This window comes from Streptomyces sp. UNOC14_S4, assembly GCF_020740835.1.
GTDB lineage: Bacteria > Actinomycetota > Actinomycetes > Streptomycetales > Streptomycetaceae > Streptomyces.
The window spans coordinates 1-18,274 of record NZ_JAINFC010000104.1; the positions used below are offsets into that span (position 1 = coordinate 1).

The window sequence follows — 18,274 nt, forward strand, 5'->3', positions numbered from 1 at the left end:
CCCCACCTCCCTTCCCCCCTTTAGGAAGCCCGTGAGCACTCTCAGCGTCGAGATGCTGGCCGCGGCCCCCGCCGGACCGATCACGTCGGCGGGTCACGCACAGCTGGGCATCGCCGTCCTCGTCGGCATCGCCGTCATCGTCCTCCTCATCACCCGTCTGAAGCTGCACGCGTTCCTCGCGTTGACCATCGGCTCGCTGGTGCTCGGCGCGGCCGCGGGCGCGCCCCTGGACAAGGCCATCACCAGCTTCACCACCGGGCTCGGCTCGACGGTCGCGGGCGTCGGCGTCCTGATCGCGCTCGGCGCGATCCTGGGCAAGCTGCTCGCCGACTCCGGCGGCGCCGACCAGATCGTCGACACGATCCTCGCCCGCGCGGGCGACAAGGCCATGCCCTGGGCGATCGTGCTGATCGCGGGCATCATCGGGCTGCCGCTGTTCTTCGAGGTCGGGATCGTGCTGCTGATCCCGGTGGTGCTGCTGGTGGCCAAGCGCGGCAACTTCTCCCTGATGCGCATCGGCATTCCCGCGCTCGCCGGGCTCTCCGTGATGCACGGCCTGGTGCCGCCGCACCCCGGCCCGCTGGCCGCCATCGACGCGATCGGCGCCAACCTCGGGGTCACCCTGGCCCTCGGCGTCCTGATCGCCGTGCCCACCGCCGTGATCGCGGGCCCGCTCTTCTCGCGCGTCGCCGCGCGCTGGGTCGACATCACCCCGCCGGAGAAGCTCATTCCGCAGCGGCCCTCGGAGGAGTTGGAGCGCCGCCCGAGCTTTGTCGCCACCGTGTGCACGGTGCTGCTGCCGGTGGTCCTGATGCTGGCGAAGGCCCTCGTCGACATCGTCGTGGACGACCCGAAGGACCACGTCCAGCGCGTCACCGACGTCGTGGGCTCCCCGCTGATCGCCCTGCTGACGGCGGTCCTGGTCGGCATGTTCACCCTGGGCCGCGCGGCGGGCTTCGGCCGCGCACGCCTCGCCACGACGGTGGAGAAGTCCCTCGTCCCGATCGCGGGCATCCTGCTGATCGTGGGCGCGGGCGGCGGCTTCAAGCAGACCCTCATCGACGTCGGTGTCGGCCAGATGATCCTGGACTTCTCCAAGGACTGGTCCGTCTCGGCCCTCCTGCTCGCCTGGCTCATCGCCGTCGGCATCCGCCTGGCCACCGGTTCGGCGACGGTCGCCACCATCTCGGCGGCCGGTCTGGTCGCGCCCCTGGCCGCCGACATGAGCACCGCCCACGCGGCCCTCCTGGTCCTGGCCGTGGGCGCGGGCTCGCTGTTCTTCTCCCACGTCAACGACGCCGGCTTCTGGATGGTCAAGGAGTACTTCGGCATGGACGTGGGCCAGACCCTCAAGACCTGGTCCCTGATGGAGACGGTGATCTCGGTGGTGTCGCTGGGGTTTGTGATGCTGCTGTCGCTGGTGGTCTAGCCGTCGGGCCGGGTCGGGGTGAGGCGGCCCGCGCCTGGGCTCGAAGTGGCTCGGCGCGGGCCGCCCGTTGGGCCGAACTGGCCCGGCGCGGGCGGCCCGGGAGACCGGCGCTCCGGCCGACCGAAGCCGACTCGGCCGGATTCACTTCAGCCGAAGCCGAATCAGCTGAATTCGACCGCCCCCGACTGAGCCGTGAGGACGCTCAGCCCGGCGGTCGCGCAGTCCGTGTTGACGGTGAAGACCGGGGCGGCGGTGACGGTGTCGCCCTTCAACGGCCCCTTGGTCACCGTTCCGGTGATGCTGGCCTTACCGGCGGCGATGTCGTCGCTGAGGGTGAAGCTCACGCCGCTCTTCTCACCGTCCTGCCAGGAGAAGGTGCCGGTCACCTTCAGATTGATCAAGGCCGGACACTGGCCGGCGAATCCGCTCGGGTCCGCGGTCGCCGGTCCGCTGACCGCGATGTCGGCCGACTGCAGACGGGAGAAGTTCCCGTTCCCGGATATGCAGTTCGACAGCTTGCCGGTGCCGTTCCCTTTCGTGGACGTGCGGGTGGGGGTGAGCGCCGGGCTGAAGGTCACCGATCCCGTGACCGCGCAGCTCAGGTCACCGGTCGCGGCCTGGGCCGGCGCGGCGGGGAGCACCAGGCCCGCGCCCGCCAGGGCCACCGAGGCCACCAGCCCCGCCGCTCTCGACGTGGTGCTCCGCCCGGACCGGACCGTACGTGACATCACCATGGCCGTACCTCCTGGTGTTCGGTTCTGCCCGATGGGCTTGTGGGGAAGCAGTGTGCGCGCGATTCGCGGCAGCGCCGCCCGCTCGTGCGGGAGCGTGCGAGTGCGTGATTCCGCGCCTGGTCGAGCCCTACGGCGCTGGATCCTCACCATGCTCCCCCTTCCCCGAAGCCCCTGTACGCTGCAACCAGTGGGGAGGGGTTGACGCAGTGTCACTGATGGATGAAGTCGCGGCGATATACGCCGGCGCGGAGGAGACCAGGCCGACCGCGCTGATAGGGGAATTCCGGCGGACGGCCGTACTGGTGCCGCTGGACAGCCAGGGCGGCTTGTGGACGGCGGAGTTCCAGGGGATTCACTGGATCCACGCCTTTACGGACGAGAGCGCGCTCGCCCGCTTCGCGGCGACACGTCAGGAAACGGACCCGGGCGAGGCCGTCCACGACTGGGAATACCGGACCGTCCTCGGCGCCCGCCTCCTCGACACCGTCATTCCGGCCGTCGGTGAACCCACGGGCGTGGCCCTGGACGTGGGCGGCGAACGACCCATGATGTTCCCGCCCGTGACGGGCATAGTGCCGGAAGCCGTGGCCCTCGATGCGGCGCTCGACGCGGCGCTCGATGTGGTCACCGACCAGGGAGCGGTCGACGCGGCCCATACGGACGCCACGCCGGAGACGACCCCGGGCGCAGCCTCGGGCGCAACTTCGGAGGCGACCCCGTGACCGACGGTATAAACGCCGGCAAGGACGCCCTCGACAACATCACCAAAGGCCTGAACGGCGTCATCGACGAGCTGAAGAAATCCGGCGGTTCGCCGGGTGAGGCCGCCGTCGGCCGTGGTTTCGGCGAGCTCGCCCTCTCCGGCCTGGAGACCGGGGACCAGAGCCTGGCGGACACCTTCAAATCCTTCTGCCACCGCTGGGAGTGGGGCGTACGCGCCCTCGTACGCGACGGCAGCCAGTTCGCCCAGCGCGTGGGCCTCGCCGCGGGCTACTACCACGAGGGCGACACCTACATCTCCAACACCTTCAAGGTGACGACCAACGCCCTGATGGGCAATCCGCACCTCACCGAGGAGCAGGTCGAGCAGCAGTCCTGGGGCCAGACGCTCTCGGACAACCCGTTCAACCAGATCGCCCACGCCGACTACAGCGGCAAGTCCTTCGAGCAGGCGGCCCGCCACACAGAGGAGACCGCCAAGCGCACCGCGGAGGACCTCAAGAAGTGAACATCTTCGACAAGGCGGGCGAGAAGTTCGAGCACGCGGTCGACAAGGGCAAGAAGCTGACGGGTGAGGTCGTCGAATGGGGCGGCCACAAGGTCAGCAACACCCTGGACGACCTCGGTTTCCACGGCGCGGCCGACGACGTCGAGCACTGGTCCGACAAGCAGGCATCCGAGCTCGGCGCGAAAGTCGGCGAGAAGCGGCTCGACGAGACCGACGACCCCAAGGAACTCCTCCACGGCGACGCGAAGGCCATCGAGAAGACCGCGGGGCACCTGAAGAGTTTCGGCAAGGCCTTCAACACCGCGCACAGCGGAATGCGGAAGGTCGACCCCTCGCAGTGGAAGGGCGAGGGAAAGGAGGCCTTCGCCCGGAAATTCGCCGAGCACGCCCCGCAATGGGCCCACGCCGCGGATTCCTGCGAGGACGCGGCGACGGCTCTCTCCACGTACGCCCACACCGTCACCTGGGCACAGGGCCAGGCCAAGGAGGCGGTGCGCCTCCACGAAAAGGGCAAGAAGGCGGCCAAGGACGCCCAGGACGCGTACAAAAAGGCCGCCGACGCGTACAACGCGAAGATCAAGGCCGGCGAGGACCCCGGCGCGCCGCCGCCCCCGTGCACCGACCCCGGCATCGCCGACCGCGAAGAGGCGGAACGCATCCTGAAAGAGGCGCGCAAGCAACGCAATACCGCCGCCTCGACGGCACAGAAGGCCATCGAGAAGGCCGTGGAACTCGCCCCGAAGCTGCCCAAGTTCAGCGACCGGGTCAAGGGCGACTCGCTCGACCTGTTCGACGGCGGCCAGGTCGAGGCGATGCACCTGCTCGGCGGAGGGGTCCGTTCCGTGACGGACGCGGCACGGTTCGCCCGCACCCTCAACCCCCTCGACCCGTACAACATCACCCACCCCGCCGCGTACCTCGACGGCGTGGCCCAGACGAGCATGGGCCTGGCCGGCATGGCCGCCCACCCCGGCCGCATCCCGGGCATGCTCCTGGGGGACGGCTGGGGCTCCGACCCCTCGGAGGCCTCGGGACGGCTCGCGGGCAACTTCTTCATGGCCATCGCCACGGGAGGCGGCAGTGCGGCGGCGCAGTCGGGCGAGCGGATGGCCATCGGGGCCGCGCGGCGTGGTGCCACGGAGGCGGCGGAGTCGGGGGCGGCGAAGGGCGGTGCCGGGGCCGCCCGGCAGGAGGCGACCAAGTCCCCGCGCTCCTCCGCGCAGGAGGAGGGCACCAAATGCGTCGAGAACACGGACCCTGTGGATCTGGCCACCGGCCGGATGTTCCTGCCCCAGACGGACGTGGTGCTCCCGGGCGCGTTGCCGCTGGCCTTCTCCCGTAAGGCCCAGTCCGGCTACCGTGCGGGCCGCTGGCTGGGCCCGTCCTGGGCCGGTACCGCCGACCAGCGCTTGGAGATCGACGCCGAGGGCGTGGTCTTCGTCGGCGAGGACGGCATGCTGCTGTCCTACCCGCACCCGGTGCCCGGCGTCCCGACGCTCCCCGTCGAGGGCCCGCGCCGCCCGCTGTCGCTCGCGGCCGACGGTACGTACGCGCTGAGCGACCCGCTGTCCGGCCGGACCCGGCACTTCACACCGGCGCCCCAAGACGACGGTCTCGCCCTCCTCTCCCGTATCGCGGACCGCACCGGCCACACGATCACCTTCGAGTACGCGCCCGACGGGACGCCGACCGCCATCGCCCGCGACTGCGGCGCCCGCATCCGCATCACCACGGAAGCGGGCCGCATCACCGCGCTCCACCTGGTGACGGCGGAAGGCGCGGACGAGACGGAGCTGATCCGCTACGGCTACACCGACGGCGATCTGACCGAGGTCGTCAACTCCTCCGGTCTGCCCATGCGGTTCGCCTACGACGAGCACGGCCGGGTCACCTCTTGGACCGACCGCAACGACCGTCACTACGACTACGTCTACGACGAACGGGGCCGCTGCGTCTTCGAGTCCGGCACCGAAGGCCACATGCGGGCCACGATCGCGTACGGCGACCCCGACCCGGAGACGGGCCTGCGAGTCACAGCGGTGACCGACGCGGCGGGCCACGTGACGCGCCACGTCTTCAACGCGCGCCTCCAGGCCGTGGAACGGATCGGCCCGGACGGTGCCGTCACCCGCACGCGGTGGGACCGCTACGACCGGCTGCTCTCCCGTACGGACGCGCTCGGGCACACGACGGAGTTCCACTACGACGAGGACGGTCGGCCCCTGTCGGTGATCCGTCCCGACGGCCGCTCGGCGACGGCGGCGTACGGTGCCTCGGGCGGGCCGGAGACGGTGACGCACGCCGATGGCGCGGTATGGCGCCAGACGTACGACAGCAACGGAAACCGTACGTCCGCGACGGACCCGACGGGCGCGACCACCCACTACACGTACGACGCCTCCGCACACCCCGCCGCGATCACCGACGCGCTCGGCAACACCACACACGTACGGTGCGACGCCGCCGGGCTGGTCACGGAGGTGACGGACTCGCTCGGCGGCACCACCACCTACCGCCGCGACGCGTTCGGCCGCGTGACGGCCGTCATCGACCCGATGGGCGCGACGACGCGCTTCGCATGGACGACAGAGGGCCGGTTGGCGCGCCGGATCTCCCCGGACGGCGCGGAGCAGCGATGGACGTACGACGGGGAGGGCAACTGCGTCACGCACATCGATGCCCTCGGCGGGGAGACACGCTACGAGTACACCCACTTCGACCTGCTCACCGCCCGCACGGACCCGGACGGCGTGCGCTACGAGTTCACCCACGACGCGGCGCTGCGGCTGACGGAAGTGATGAACCCGCAGGGGCTGACGTGGACATACGCATACGACGAGGCGGGCCGTCTGGCGACGGAGACGGACTTCGACGGCCGGACGCTCACGTACGCGTACGACTCCGCCGGTCGGCTCGCGGCGCGTACGAACGCGCTGGGCCAGACGGTCGCATACGAGCGGGACGCCCTGGGACAGGTGATCCGCAAGGACGCGGCCGGTGCGGTCACGACCTACACGCACGACGCGGCGGGCCGCCTGACCGAGGCGGCGGGTCCGGATGGAGTGCTGCTGTACGGCCGTGACCGCCTGGGCCGCGTGAAAGCGGAGACGTACGAAGGCCGCACCCTGACCTTCGCCTACGACGAACTGGGCCGCCCGCGGCGCCGGGTCACCCCGTCGGGTGCGGTGAGCTCGTGGACGTACGACGCGGCGGGACGCCGTACGTCCCTGACGGCATCGGGCCACACGTTCGCGATGGAGTACGACGCGGCGGGCCGCGAGGTGGCACGCCACTTCGGCGCGGACCTGACGCTGTCCCAGGCATGGGAACCGACGGGAAGGCTGAGCTCCCAGACGCTGAGGATGAGGGGTACGGACGAGGTCGTACAGTCCCGCGCGTACACGTACCGCCGGGACGGTGCGGTCACGTCGGCCGGTGACCGCACCTTCGACCTGGACGCGGTGGGCCGCGTCACTGCCGTGGACGCTGCCGACTGGAGCGAGCGATACGCCTACGACGCGGCGGGCAACCAGACGGCGGCGGAGTGGCCGCCGGACCACCCGGGCACGGACGCGGCAGGCTCGCGCGTCTACACGGGAACCCGTATCACCCGCGCGGGCCGCGTTCGCTACGAACACGACGCGCAAGGCCGTGTCGTACTGCGGAGTGTGACGCGCCTGTCGCGCAAGCCGGATGTGTGGCGCTACGAATGGGACGCGGAGGACCGCGTCACTGCCGTCACCACTCCGGACGGCACGCGCTGGCGCTACGCGTACGACCCGCTGGGCCGCCGTGTGGCGAAGGAACGCCTGGACGCGGCGGGCGAGGTGGCGGAGCGCGTCACCTTCACCTGGTCCGGCCCCATGCTCATCGAGCAGACGACGGAATCGGCGACCCTGCCGAACCCGGTCACCCTGACCTGGGACCACGACGGCCTGCACCCGATAGCCCAGACCGAACGCATATCAGCGGCGGACGCCCCGCAACGTGAGGTGGACAGCCGCTTCTTCGCGATCGTCACGGACCTCATCGGCACCCCGACGGAACTCGTCGACGAGCACGGCGACATCGCCTGGCAGGCCCGCGCGACCCTCTGGGGCGCCACGGCCTGGCCACGCGGGAGCACGGCCTACACCCCTCTCCGCTTCCCGGGCCAGTACTTCGACCCGGAGACGGGCCTCCACTACAACCTCCACCGCCACTACGACCCGGCGACGGCGCGCTATACGTCGGCGGACCCGTTGGGGCTGGCTCCGGCGCCGAATCCGGTGGCGTACATCCATAACCCGGTGACGTGGGCTGATCCGTTTGGACTGGCTGGCTGCAAACCGCTTGGGGAGCATTCCAATCCATTTGATTCGAGGGAAGCCGCGGAGAGAGCTGCCTTTGACGTGGCGGGAATCCCCTACGGAGAGACCCCGCTGGCGGAATGGCAAGTTGTCGGCGACAAAGAAATGAAGCACATGCCCGGCTATACGTATTCGCCCGACAGGACGCACTGGGGGAATTTTAGGCAGTTCGAAACGAATGAAGGCTCCAAGGTGATCGTTGAGCACACGCATGATCCTGCGGGCTTGCATTTTCATGCCGGAGCGGCGAAGGGTGACGAGGTGCGCAACTTCGTGAACTTGGGCTGGGATAACACTCGGGAGGGCTATGGGAGTATGGAGAGGTATGCGAAAATTGATAAGCCCGGAGGCGATCACCATTTCTTCTACAAGGAGTGAAGATTGATGAAGATGAGCAAAGAGGCTTGGCTGCAGAAGATCGTGGGCAGCGGGCTGACGCTGATCGATGTTCCGGCGCCACGTGACATCCCTACGGTGCTTGACGCGTGGAGCGTTGTGGCGCACATCTGGGCCGAGCCTGTTGAGAAGATCGGCCAGGCCGACCCCGACGCTCTGGTGGAGGTGGATCGCCAGTGGTTTCGGCACGCGTTGCGGATGAGTGTTTTCGCAGACGATGGATCTTTCCTCATTACGGTCGCCGGTCCTGGTATTTCAGAATTTGGCTGGGCTCGTGTGCGCTGGGTGGACGGGGTTGAGCTGGCTTCAAGCCTGACCAATCATGGGTCGCCCGAGTTCATCGCAATGTCGATCGACGGGCGGCGAATGTGCGGCGTGACGACCGAAGAGTACGACTACTGGGTCATGGCTCATGAGTTCAGTGACGCATCTTGATGGGAATGCAGGGTGGATATGGGAAGCGGAGCGGGGAAGGGGTTCGAGTTTCGTATCGGTGACCTTTTCACGGCTGAGGACGCGGATGCTCTCGCGCATGGCTGCAACTGTGCAGGCGCCATGGGGAAGGGCATAGCCGTCGAGTTCAAACGCCGCTGGCCTCGGATGTACGAGGAGTACAAGGCGCTGTGCCGCGCGGGCGAGTTCACCCCAGGCGATGTCTTCCCCTGGCGGACGGGCGGCCGTTGGATCTACAACCTGGGCACGCAGGCTCACTGGCGTAAGTGCGCGGAAATACCGGCGGTGGTCTCGTCCGTCAACCTCATGCTGGACCACGCCGAAACGCAAGGAATCCGCCGTATCGCCATGCCCCGGATCGCCGCAGGCCTCGGCGGCCTGGAGTGGGCTGAGGTGGAGGCTGCCCTTGCGCCCACGATCGCGGCTCACGGAATCACGGTGATCGTTTACCAACTACCCGATTGATCCCTGGCATCAAGGCCCTGCGAAATCCACGCCGGACCGCCGCGCTCAGCAACCGCAGTACGCGCCCCCGGCGCCGACCGGCGCCGTCAACGGATCGGGGGTCTGGTGCACCAGACCGTCCGGCCCCTCGACGGGGAACCCCTCCCTGGTCCAGTACTCGATGCCGCCGATCATCTCCTTGACCTGGAAGCCGAGCCGCGCCAGGGCCAGCGCCGCCCGCGTCGCGCCATTGCAGCCGGGGCCCCAGCAGTACGTGATGACCGGCACCGCCGGGTCCAGGAGCCGTACGGCGGACGCCGGGATGTCGGCGGTCGGCAGGTGGACCGCGCCGGGTACATGCCCCTGTGTCCACGCCGCGTCCGACCGCGAGTCGACGAGGACGAAGCCCGCGTCGCCCGACTCCAGCGACGCGCGGACATCGGACACGTCCGTCTCGAACGAGAGCCGGGCGGCGAAGAAGGCGGCCGCGGTGGCGGGTGCGGCCGGGGGTACCCGGAGAGCGGCGCTGAACTGGGTCGTCGTCATGCCCAAGACGCTACGGCTCCCGGCTTCCCCGCAGAAGCGGCGATCCACGCCCCTCGCCGCCTCCCGCCGTGGAAACCGTGGTATCAATCCGCCATGGCCGCTGATTCCCTCGACGCCACCGACATACGCATCCTGGACGCCCTCCAGCGCAACGGGCGCGCCAGCTACGCCGAGCTCGCCCGCGCCGTCTCGATGTCGCCGAGCGCCGTCACCGAACGGGTCCGGCGGCTGGAGGAGAGCGGTGTCATCTCCGGTTACTCCGCCGACGTGAGCCCCGAGAGCCTGGGCCTCGATGTCCTGGCCTTCGTCCGTCTCCGTTACCCCAACGGCAACTACAAGCCCTTCCACGACCTGCTCGACACCACTCCCGAGATCATCGAGGCCCACCATGTGACGGGCGAGGACTGCTTCGTCCTCAAGGTCGTCGCCCGCTCCATGCGTGACCTCGAACGCACCACGGGCCGCATCGCCGCACTGGGCCCCGTCACCACGAGCGTCGTCTACTCCAGCCCGCTCCCGGGCCGGGCGGTGACGGAGGCCGTGGCCTGAGGCGCTGGACCAGAGGTTTGCCGTCCGGTGCCTGCTGCGGCGGTCGGTAAAGTGCCAGGTCATGGGGATAGGGAAGAAGCCGGCCGCCACAGGTCCATTGGGTGGTCAAGGCGCCGGAGGGCAACCGCAAGAGATACCGCAGTGGGAAGCGCCCACGGATGTCGAATGGCGGCTCTACCAGGCCAAGGCGCAGGGCGACTGGGACGCTTATCTCGATGTCCTCGCCAGTACGGACCTCTATCACGCCATGCCCCGCGGGATCGCCGAGGCCAATCCGGGGAAGGTCCTCGCCAGCGTCTACTGGGAGCCCCGCACCCGCACCGAGTGCTACGCGTATTTCACTCCGGGGATGCTGTCGGCTCCCGCTCCGGACCCTGTCTTCTACATGGACGACCTGGCCACGATCGTCGAATACTGGCCTCGCCCCAACGCCTGGCTCGCCATCAATCCCGGAACGCCGTGCGAGGCGTTCTTTCCCGCGACACCGGCGGACCGGGACCTGTGGGCCGCGCACGCCCGGGAGGCACCGGAGCCGCCACCGATGTCCATCCGCACGCTGCGGATCGGAGGGCCGGTCCAGGGGCCAGTCGCGCATGGCATGGCCTGTGCGGCGCTGTTGTTCGTGAAGAACAACGAGATCTGGAACTCCCTGGGGCACGGCAAAGGGTTCGTACGGGAACGCAAGAGGCTCGAACGGTGGTGGGGAGTGACGAGCCGAGAGAAGTGGTTTGCCTGCCAGACCGATCTACTCCAAGCGGAAATGACCAGCAGTGCCTGGGAATTCGTGCTGAGCATACGGAGAGGGCTCGCGCGGCGTTACGGCGGGGCGGTCGACGCCCCGTACTGGCGGGGCGCCACCGAACGCGTCCTGCGGCACAACGCCGAGCGGGCCGGCTCCGACCCCGACGGCCCCGAGGCGGACGCCGAGGTCCGGCTCCTCCATCAGCTCATCGGACGTATCACGCGCTACGAATCGCGCTTCCGGGCGGACGGGATACTCGCCGACGGCAAGCAGGTGCGCTCAGTGCTCGCCTGGGACTACGGCCGGGCCTCCGGCATGGCGCGCTGGGGACTGGCATCGGGTTACTGCGACCTCGCCGAGGCCGAGTCGGCCATCGTCCGGGCGGGCCGGAACAGCCAGGACGTCTACCGCTCGTGGGAAGACTTCGCGGCAGGCTACATCCTGGGCCGCTGCCTCCACTTCGACGAGGAGGAGTTCGGCACCTGGTACCAGGAAAGCGTCGAGGCGCACGGAATGCTCACGACGGATCCGGGCAGCCCTTGGGTGAACATCCCCTGGGCGTGATCGAGCCGGGTGGTACAGGACCAGCGGCTCGTCGGCACCACCAGGGTGAGCGCGCAGGCCCTGTTCGGCGAAGAGGGGGACGACCCGATGCGTCGTCGCGCTCCCGACCACCGAACGCCAGGCCCGGTACTGGATCGACGTCGCCCGCGCCTTCGACCAATGGGGCAATCCTGACCGTTGCTACCGCGCACTCCTGGCTGCCGAGGACGCCGCACCGCAGGAGGTCCGCCGGGGCTCCGTACGCACCATGGCTGCTGGTTTGATGCGGCACGACCGCACTCTCCCTGGCGTGTGCGCGTTCGCAGCCCGCGTCGGGGCTCTCGCCTGAAGCGTCAAGAGACGGTGAGTTCCTTGTGCTTGAGTTCGCCGATGAAAGCGGTCCATGCGGCTGGCGGGAGGCGGAGTGCGGGGCCGTGCGGGGTTTTGCTGTCGCGGAGGGGTATGGCGCCGGGTATGTTGTCGGCTATCTCGATGCATTCGCCCCCGTTGGGGCTGCTGTAGCTGCTTTTCTGCCAAGTAGCGGTCATGGGCCTAGCTCCTTCAGATGCGTTCTGATCAGGTCTGCGGAGTCCTTGGGGGACAGGGCCACTGCGCGGAGAAGATCATAGGCGTGCACCGCTTCGTCCACCTCGCTTGTATCCGCTGTGGTGCGGCCTTGGGAGAAGCCGTCCACGTGCAGCACGTCTGCGCCTTCGTCGAAGCTCAAGAGCGTGAATGGGCCGGTCAGTCCGGCGTGTGCAGGAACGGTGCGCGGGATTACCTGGATCACGATGCGTGGTTCCTGTCCGGCCGCCAGTAGTCGCTTCAACTGATCCCGCATCACAGCCTCGCCGCCGATGAGGCGGTCAAGTGCGGGCTCGTCCACGATGAACCAGCATCGCAGGCCGTGTTCGAGCAGGGTTTGCCGTGTCATTCGGGCTGCGACAAGGCCGTCCAGATTGTCGGGTCGTACCGCTTCGAACAGAGCCCGAGCGTAGTCCTCGGTCTGCAACAGGCCGGGGATCATCTGAGCCTGGAATGATCGAATACGGGTCGCCTCCTGCTCCAACTCCACGTACCGAACGAACCACTTCGGATACGCGTACCGCATCACCAGCGGATGCAGCCGCCCGAAGTGCCCGTCCGTCCTGAAAGCCACGTCCAGCCCGTCCGCCAGCTCCTTCGAAGGAACCCGCTTCGCGTTCTCGACGTAGCTGATCATCGCGTGCGTCGAGCGAGCCTCGTGGGCGGTCTTCTCCTGTGACCAGCCTGCCTTCGTGCGCAGCCGCAGTACCTCCGAGCCGAAGAACGCCAGCATGCTCGCGGTCGGGTCCGGCCGGTCCGCCTCAACGGTCATGTGCGGGGCCCCTTCCTTTAACTTCCCGAGAGTTACGGCAAACCCCCTGGCAGGTGCCGTGTGCATACGGCAACTCTGGTGCCCCACAACAGGAGTTGCCCGCCACACAAGGGTGGAACACACGAAGGGGAGAACGCATGACGTATCGCTTGACAGAGCGAGGGGTTGCCCTGGTACACGGGAGGTACACGTCGTGCTGATCCCGCCGATGATGCCGCCCATTCCCCTGCCGCACTCGTCCGGCCCGCCGACCACTCCGCGCGTCTGGAAGTCCGCCTGCGAGACCTGTGCCGTCCTCGCCACGGCCGCGTGGCGCGCGGGGCTACGGGAGGACCGCGCCGCGGAGCAGCGACTCAGCAAGGAGCTCACCGAGCACTGCCGCGCCGTTCACTGGGCCCGCATGACCGAGGACGGGATCGGCGACTGATGGGGTGAAAAATCACGGGTCAGGGCTTGGCGGAACGGCCTCCCGGCGGCCTCCGGTGAGGGTCGACGCGACCGTTCGTCCACAGCCGTGGCCCCGGGGCCGCGTTCTTCGGCGGGGCCGTGCACGGGGGCGGACAGCTGCCCGGTGCATGGCCTGTGACCTGGGCATTCATCCGTTCCCGGCCTAGGGTTTCCCACAGGAGGAAAGGGGGCTCCCGTGGATCGGGACATCCGCACGGTGGACGACGTACTCAGGCTCCTGGACGGGTTGTTCGCGCCCGATGCCGATCGCTGGACCGCTGGGGGAGCCGCCTGGTGGGACGGTTTCTACACGGACCGTTCCAAGCCGGTTCCGTTCTTCGTGGCGAAGCCGGACGAGAACCTGGCCTCATACCTCGACCGTGGCCTGATCGCGCCGGGGCGTGCCCTCGACCTCGGGTGCGGGCCGGGACGCAACGCGCTGTACCTCGCCTCGCTGGGTTTCGAGGTCGATGCCGTCGACCTCTCCCCGGAGGCCGTGGCCTGGGCGGAGGAGCGTGTCCGCGAGGCGGGGGCGGAGATCCGGTTCCAGGTCGGTGACGCCTTCGCCCTCGCCGACACTCGGCGGCTCGGCGGCCCGTACGACCTGATCTACGACTCGGGCTGCTTCCATCATCTGCCGCCGCACCGGCGCGTGAGCTACCTCGGTCTCCTCGACCGCGCCCTCGCGCCGGGCGGGCATTTCGCTCTTGCCTGCTTCGCGGCGGGGTCGATGGGTTCCGAATTCCCCGATGCCGAGTTCTACCGCCGGTCCCGTCTCCAGGGCGGTCTCGCGTACACCCCGGAATCCCTGCGGCGGATCTTCTCCGACCTGACGGAGGTCGAACTCCGCCGCATGCGCGACGAGCCGCCCGAGTCGCCCCGCTTCGGCGAACCTTTCCTCTGGGCCGCGCTGTTCCGGAGGGAGGGCGGCCCGGGATCACTGCCAGGCAGCGCATGGGGCGGGGCTGTGAGCGGTCAGTAGCCGAAGTCGCCACCGCTGCTGGAACTCCCGCTGTCACTGCTGCCCGAGCTGCTGGAGCTGGAGCTGGAGTCGGAGCTGGAGCTGGAGCTTGAGCTGGAGCCGCTGTCACTGGAGTGGTGGTGGCTACCGCTGCCGTAGTGAGAGTGATAGCCGCTGCTGCCATGGTCGTGACCGCCATGATGGTGGCCGCTGGAGTAGCTGCCGCTCCCACTGTTGTAGTCGTAGCCGGGCTGCGGTGGAACGTCGGCCGTGGGGGCCTGGTGCGGCCCGGTGCTGCTGCTGGGGCTACTGGGCCGGTTGGAGCTGCTGCCGGTGGTGTCGTACGAGGGCTGCGGAGGAACATCGGCCGTGGGGACCTGGTACGGCTCGGCGTCACTGCTGTGGCTACTGGGCCGGTCGTCGGAGCTGCTGCCGGTGGTGTTGCGCGAGGGCGACGCCGGTGGCTTCTTCCGTTGGGGTGTTCCCGTGACATTCCCCGGGGCCACTGCTCGCCCTCCTCCCGATGACGACGGGTGTGGTTTCGCCGACTTCTTCTCGGGCGAGGGCGGTGGGTCGAATTGGGACCTGATGACCCTGGCGGTTCGTTCCACCCTGTCCGAGCCGATCCACTTCCAGAGCAGGGCCAATACGATGCCCAAGAAGATCAAGACTATGAACCCCATGACGCCTCCCGAAGGGGTGGCCGTGGCTGGAAGGCCAGGGTAAGCCGGAGGACCCGACTTCGGGCAGCCACTCCGGCGGAAACGTCTCGGGCCCCGGTCCGCCCGAGGCCCGAGACGTTTCCGTACGTCGTGCTGCTGCTACGAGGACGAACTACGCGTCAGGCTTCAGCTGGCCCGCGCGATCTGCGACCGTACGAAGACCGTCGGGCCGTCGTCCGGGTGCGTGTGCGGGTCGTTCTGCGGGACCGTGAACTCGTTCACGATGCCCTGCTCGAAGACCAGGGCCATGCTGGAGCCGCCGTAGCTGAAGTAGCCGAGCTCCTGGCCCCGGTGGACCTGGTCGCCCACCTTGACGGACCAGTCGATGGAGGAGACCTCCTCCATGCCGATGACCACCTGGCACACCATGCGGTTGCCCAGCTCGGGGCCGCACTCGATGAAGGCCAGGCCGCGGGTGTTGACATTGGCCTGGTAGCTCTGCGAGCTGGTGTACGTGGTCGGGTCGGGGCGCTCCATCTCCAGGTGGCTGAACATGAGGCCCGGGACCTTCTCCAGGTGCTTGATCGTGCCGTCCACCGGGACATTCCAGCGGTGGAAGCTGTTGACGGAGAGGAACGACTGGTAAACGTCGCCGCCGACGAATTTGCTGACGTACTCGCTGCCGCACTGCGGGCCCCACAGCATGTTCTCCAGCGAGTACACCTCCTTCAGCCAGAACTCGTCGCTGCGGGCCACGCCGCGCGCCATGTTGTACACCGTGCCGTCGGCGGGCGCGGTGATGACCGAGGGGTCGCCTTCGCCCGCGAGCTGCCGGAATTCGTCCAGTTTGATGCGGCGGTGGAAGAAGTCGTTGAAGGAGGTGAAGCCCCAGTAGTCCTCGCCGCGGTGGTCCCAGCACTCGTACTCGTAGAGCTTGTTGAGCTCGATGGCCGGCTGGGAGAACCAGTTCCGGGTGTTGAGCACGTGCGTGCTCTCCGCGCTGTTCAGGTACTGATACCACGTGTCCATCACCTTGCGGAGCGCGTCGTTGAACTGCGGGAGCCGGAACGCGACGTGACCCGACTTCGTCAGCCGCATATAGCCGAAGAGCGCGGACATCGGCAGGGCGATCAGCTTCTGCGGGTCGCGGTCGTACGACGGCGCCCAGCCGACGACGACGTTGAGGTACTGGATCAGGTCGTCGATGCTGCGGATGTGCCGGTGTTCCTCCGGAACCTCGTCGATCATCTGCGAGACGTACATCCGGGCGATGCCGTCGGAGTGGATGAACTCGGCGAATTCCCGCACACTCTTGGCGAGGTCGTCCTTGAGGTCGACGGCCCGCGGGGCGAGGCTCTTCTGGAACTCGTCGATGGCGAGCGGGTTCCTGGGCAGATAGCCGCCCACCCGGCCGAAGGTGTTCTGATAGCGCGAGTGGAGTTCCTGTGCGGTGATGGCGGCAGCGGACATGGCCGTACTCCTCACTTCGCTACTTCAGTGGTGTGTGCGGATCAGGCTTTCTCGGCGGGCAGCGGCATGAGCGTCCAGTGGTGTGACGCCCGGCTCCTCATCCGTCCCTTGAGCCAGTCGTACTGCGGCGCCCGCCACGATGCCCTGGATTTCCTCGGCATACTCCTCGTCGAGCGGAGCGAAGGCATCCCCGATGTGGTCGGCGAAGTAGCGCAGCCCTTCTCCGGTGTCCCAGCGGGCCATGAAGTCGGCCGAGGTGAGGGCATGTTCCAGCTCGTGCGCGAGGAGATGGCCGTGCTGGCGGCCCCGTTCGTAGGGGTCGCCCACGAGCTCCAGATATATCCACCCCGCGTGGTCGGTGCGACGTCCGGCACCGGTTGTGATTGATGTGCCCATACAGCCTCCTGGGCTTTTGGGTCGGGGACACATCTTCCCAAGTGGAGGGAGTTGTAGGGAGATTGGCAATCAGGCCAAGTCGGTTGTGGCTATTTGTGATCGAACGCGCGGGCGTTCCGGGAGCGAGGGTTCGGTCGGGTGGAACTTGGCGCGAGGGGTGGCGCTGAAATGCCAACCGGTGGGTCGGTTCTTTTGGTGCCGTCGGAGGTGGGGACGTTTAGGGCGATGCTCCAGGGTCAGCTTCTGGTGCCCGGTCCCTTGCTCCGGACGGGCGATTTCGAGCTCCAGGATTTCAGGGAAGGTGAGTTGGGAAGGTTGAGGTCGGCGACTCTGCGCCATACGCCGTACCACGCGTCCGTACCCGCGGCCTTCGCCACCGCACCGCCGCCTGCCGCTGCCAGGGTTGTCAACGCTTCCATCAGCACGGGTGCCCCTCCAGGCGTTCATTACCCAATCGTGGGATCTGACGCAAGTGGATGCGCCGTCACGGCAATTGTGCTCTACGGTGACGGGAGAACGGGTCGTCTTGTGCCGAACGCAGGGCGACCCCTGGGGTGTTCACAGCACCACCAGGGGTCAGTACCCGGTAAGAACCAAGAGAAAGAACCGGGATGCTTCGGCATGCTATCGCGCCCGCGCACGGTTTCACGCGGGTTGCCAACGACATCATCCGACATGGTGGGCTGTCCTCGGACGCCGTACGCCTGCTGATCTGGGCGTTATCCCTACCGCCCGGCGTCAACATCCCGCTGTGGGAGGTCGCCCGACGGGCCGGGATCAAGAACACCGGCTTCATCCGCGCCAAGCGGGAGCTGGCCTCCGCCGGGTACCTCCACGAGTGGCGCGAGCAGAGGGAGCGCGGCCGGTGGGTCACCGTCCAGCTCGTCTCCGGCGAACCTCTCGACGCCGGGGAGGCGGCTGCGGCTCGCGCCGCGCAGTCACCGAGTCCCGGGAATCCGGCGGTCGGTGAGCCGGGTGGCCGGTCGGTCGGCGACTACCCTTACAAAGACGATGGGGAGAAGACTTACCAACCTCCCCAACCCGCCGTGCCGCCCGAGCGGGAGGAGGGGACGGCTCCGGAACGTGTACGTGCACGTGTACCGGAAGCGGAGCCTGATCCCGAGCCTGAGCCTGATCCGGACCCCGAGCCTGAGCCTGATCCGGACCCCGAGCCTGAGCCTGATCCGGACCCCGAGCCTGAGCCTGATCCGGACCCCGAGCCTGTGCCTGTGCCTGTGCCTGATCCCGAGCCTGTGTCCGTGCCCGACCCCGTAGTCACCTTGCCTCCGGAGTATGTTCAGTCAGGCGCCTACGTCCTCACCTCCGTCTCCCGGACGGAGCGGCGACTGCGTCTGACCGGGTCGGACATCGCCGGGCTCGCCCCGCTGGCCGGTGAGTGGTTCCAGCGCGGTGCCTGCGTGGCGGAGGTGCGGGAGGCGCTGACGGGCGGGCTGCCGTCGCATGTGCATTCCGCCGCCGGGATCATCCGCAACCGCCTAACCGCAAGATGCCGGAGGCGCCCACCATCGCTGAACAGATCGCCCGCGAGCGGGCTTTCGCCCCACCAC

The 18,274-nt window shown here is 68.3% G+C and carries 17 protein-coding genes and 1 pseudogene; 11 read left to right on the plus strand and 7 right to left on the minus strand.

Annotated elements, in window-relative coordinates:
* Positions 1–31: 31 nt before the first annotated feature.
* Positions 32–1,429 carry a GntP family permease gene (locus K6I34_RS12375; protein WP_229325260.1) on the plus strand — a complete coding sequence of 466 codons (1,398 nt, stop codon included), beginning with the start codon at positions 32–34 and terminating at the stop codon, positions 1,427–1,429.
* A gap of 161 nt (positions 1,430–1,590) precedes the next feature.
* Here K6I34_RS12375 and K6I34_RS12380 read toward each other — a convergent pair whose 3' ends face one another.
* Complete coding sequence (locus K6I34_RS12380) at positions 1,591–2,163, minus strand: hypothetical protein (protein WP_229325262.1); 573 nt, start codon at positions 2,161–2,163, stop codon at positions 1,591–1,593.
* Between the two features lie 215 nt (positions 2,164–2,378).
* Between K6I34_RS12380 and K6I34_RS12385 the strand changes: the two genes are divergently transcribed.
* The 5 genes from K6I34_RS12385 to K6I34_RS12405 are packed head-to-tail and all read left to right on the plus strand — an operon-like array spanning position 2,379 to position 9,054.
* A complete protein-coding gene (locus tag K6I34_RS12385; protein ID WP_229325290.1) occupies positions 2,379–2,885 on the plus strand; it encodes a hypothetical protein in 507 nt (168 codons plus the stop codon).
* The gene (locus tag K6I34_RS12390) at positions 2,882–3,391 is read left to right on the plus strand and encodes a hypothetical protein (RefSeq protein ID WP_229325264.1); all 510 of its coding nucleotides are present in this window, start codon (positions 2,882–2,884) and stop codon (positions 3,389–3,391) included. The genes K6I34_RS12385 and K6I34_RS12390 overlap by 4 nt, the downstream gene beginning before the upstream one ends.
* On the plus strand, positions 3,388–8,118 hold the full coding sequence (locus tag K6I34_RS12395; protein ID WP_229325266.1) for a putative T7SS-secreted protein: 4,731 nt from the start codon (positions 3,388–3,390) through the stop codon (positions 8,116–8,118). Before K6I34_RS12390 ends, K6I34_RS12395 begins: the two co-directional genes overlap by 4 nt.
* A 6-nt stretch (positions 8,119–8,124) precedes the next feature.
* Entirely contained in the window at positions 8,125–8,571 is a 447-nt protein-coding gene (locus tag K6I34_RS12400; RefSeq protein ID WP_229325267.1) for a hypothetical protein, read from the plus strand.
* An 18-nt stretch (positions 8,572–8,589) separates the two neighbouring features.
* Positions 8,590–9,054: a macro domain-containing protein gene (locus tag K6I34_RS12405; protein ID WP_275127043.1), complete on the plus strand. Its 465-nt coding sequence runs from the start codon at positions 8,590–8,592 to the stop codon at positions 9,052–9,054.
* 45 nt (positions 9,055–9,099) lie between these two features.
* Here the strand turns inward: K6I34_RS12405 and K6I34_RS12410 are convergent, their stop codons facing one another.
* The gene (locus K6I34_RS12410; protein ID WP_229325271.1) at positions 9,100–9,579 is read right to left on the minus strand and encodes a rhodanese-like domain-containing protein; all 480 of its coding nucleotides are present in this window, start codon (positions 9,577–9,579) and stop codon (positions 9,100–9,102) included.
* 93 nt (positions 9,580–9,672) lie between these two features.
* Between K6I34_RS12410 and K6I34_RS12415 the strand changes: the two genes are divergently transcribed.
* Both K6I34_RS12415 and K6I34_RS12420 read left to right on the plus strand, forming a co-directional pair.
* Positions 9,673–10,128: an Lrp/AsnC family transcriptional regulator gene (locus K6I34_RS12415; RefSeq protein ID WP_229325273.1), complete on the plus strand. Its 456-nt coding sequence runs from the start codon at positions 9,673–9,675 to the stop codon at positions 10,126–10,128.
* 61 nt (positions 10,129–10,189) lie between these two features.
* On the plus strand, positions 10,190–11,434 hold the full coding sequence (locus K6I34_RS12420; protein WP_229325275.1) for a DUF1266 domain-containing protein: 1,245 nt from the start codon (positions 10,190–10,192) through the stop codon (positions 11,432–11,434).
* Positions 11,435–11,766: 332 nt separating this feature from the next.
* On the opposite strand, the gene K6I34_RS12425 is transcribed toward K6I34_RS12420, so the two are convergent.
* Together K6I34_RS12425 and K6I34_RS12430 are read right to left on the minus strand one after the other, a co-directional pair.
* Positions 11,767–11,961, minus strand: a complete 195-nt coding sequence (locus K6I34_RS12425) for a DUF397 domain-containing protein (RefSeq protein ID WP_229325277.1) — start codon at positions 11,959–11,961, stop codon at positions 11,767–11,769.
* Positions 11,958–12,770: a helix-turn-helix transcriptional regulator gene (locus K6I34_RS12430; RefSeq protein ID WP_229325279.1), complete on the minus strand. Its 813-nt coding sequence runs from the start codon at positions 12,768–12,770 to the stop codon at positions 11,958–11,960. The genes K6I34_RS12425 and K6I34_RS12430 overlap by 4 nt, the downstream gene beginning before the upstream one ends.
* A 193-nt stretch (positions 12,771–12,963) precedes the next feature.
* On the opposite strand from K6I34_RS12430, the gene K6I34_RS12435 reads away from it, so the two are divergent.
* A complete protein-coding gene (locus K6I34_RS12435) occupies positions 12,964–13,197 on the plus strand; it encodes a hypothetical protein (RefSeq protein WP_229325281.1) in 234 nt (77 codons plus the stop codon).
* Positions 13,198–13,413: 216 nt separating this feature from the next.
* Positions 13,414–14,199 carry a class I SAM-dependent methyltransferase gene (locus K6I34_RS12440; RefSeq protein ID WP_229325283.1) on the plus strand — a complete coding sequence of 262 codons (786 nt, stop codon included), beginning with the start codon at positions 13,414–13,416 and terminating at the stop codon, positions 14,197–14,199.
* On the opposite strand, the gene K6I34_RS12445 is transcribed toward K6I34_RS12440, so the two are convergent.
* The 3 genes from K6I34_RS12445 to K6I34_RS12455 form a co-directional block, all read right to left on the minus strand.
* Positions 14,193–14,684, minus strand: coding sequence for a hypothetical protein (locus K6I34_RS12445; protein ID WP_229325284.1), 492 nt, complete (start codon positions 14,682–14,684; stop codon positions 14,193–14,195). The two genes, K6I34_RS12440 and K6I34_RS12445, sit on opposite strands and share 7 nt — an antisense overlap.
* 342 nt (positions 14,685–15,026) lie before the next feature.
* Positions 15,027–16,310: a phosphatidylserine decarboxylase family protein gene (locus K6I34_RS12450; protein WP_229325286.1), complete on the minus strand. Its 1,284-nt coding sequence runs from the start codon at positions 16,308–16,310 to the stop codon at positions 15,027–15,029.
* Positions 16,311–16,334: 24 nt separating this feature from the next.
* A complete protein-coding gene (locus K6I34_RS12455) occupies positions 16,335–16,706 on the minus strand; it encodes a hypothetical protein (RefSeq protein WP_229325288.1) in 372 nt (123 codons plus the stop codon).
* Positions 16,707–17,317: 611 nt separating this feature from the next.
* Between K6I34_RS12455 and K6I34_RS12460 the strand changes: the two are divergent.
* A pseudogene (locus tag K6I34_RS12460) lies at positions 17,318–18,274 on the plus strand (hypothetical protein); the annotation flags it as partial.

Bases quoted from the DNA above. Each gene is read 5' to 3' on its own strand.
- K6I34_RS12380 (WP_229325262.1), bottom strand. From the start codon at position 2,163: ATGGTGATGTCACGTACGGTCCGGTCCGGGCGGAGCACCACGTCGAGA.
- K6I34_RS12385 (WP_229325290.1), top strand. From the start codon at position 2,379: ATGGATGAAGTCGCGGCGATATACGCCGGCGCGGAGGAGACCAGGCCG.
- K6I34_RS12400 (WP_229325267.1), top strand. From the start codon at position 8,125: ATGAAGATGAGCAAAGAGGCTTGGCTGCAGAAGATCGTGGGCAGCGGG.
- K6I34_RS12405 (WP_275127043.1), top strand. From the start codon at position 8,590: ATGGGAAGCGGAGCGGGGAAGGGGTTCGAGTTTCGTATCGGTGACCTT.
- K6I34_RS12410 (WP_229325271.1), bottom strand. From the start codon at position 9,579: ATGACGACGACCCAGTTCAGCGCCGCTCTCCGGGTACCCCCGGCCGCA.
- K6I34_RS12415 (WP_229325273.1), top strand. From the start codon at position 9,673: ATGGCCGCTGATTCCCTCGACGCCACCGACATACGCATCCTGGACGCC.
- K6I34_RS12420 (WP_229325275.1), top strand. From the start codon at position 10,190: ATGGGGATAGGGAAGAAGCCGGCCGCCACAGGTCCATTGGGTGGTCAA.
- K6I34_RS12425 (WP_229325277.1), bottom strand. From the start codon at position 11,961: ATGACCGCTACTTGGCAGAAAAGCAGCTACAGCAGCCCCAACGGGGGC.
- K6I34_RS12430 (WP_229325279.1), bottom strand. From the start codon at position 12,770: ATGACCGTTGAGGCGGACCGGCCGGACCCGACCGCGAGCATGCTGGCG.
- K6I34_RS12450 (WP_229325286.1), bottom strand. From the start codon at position 16,310: ATGTCCGCTGCCGCCATCACCGCACAGGAACTCCACTCGCGCTATCAG.
- K6I34_RS12455 (WP_229325288.1), bottom strand. From the start codon at position 16,706: ATGGGCACATCAATCACAACCGGTGCCGGACGTCGCACCGACCACGCG.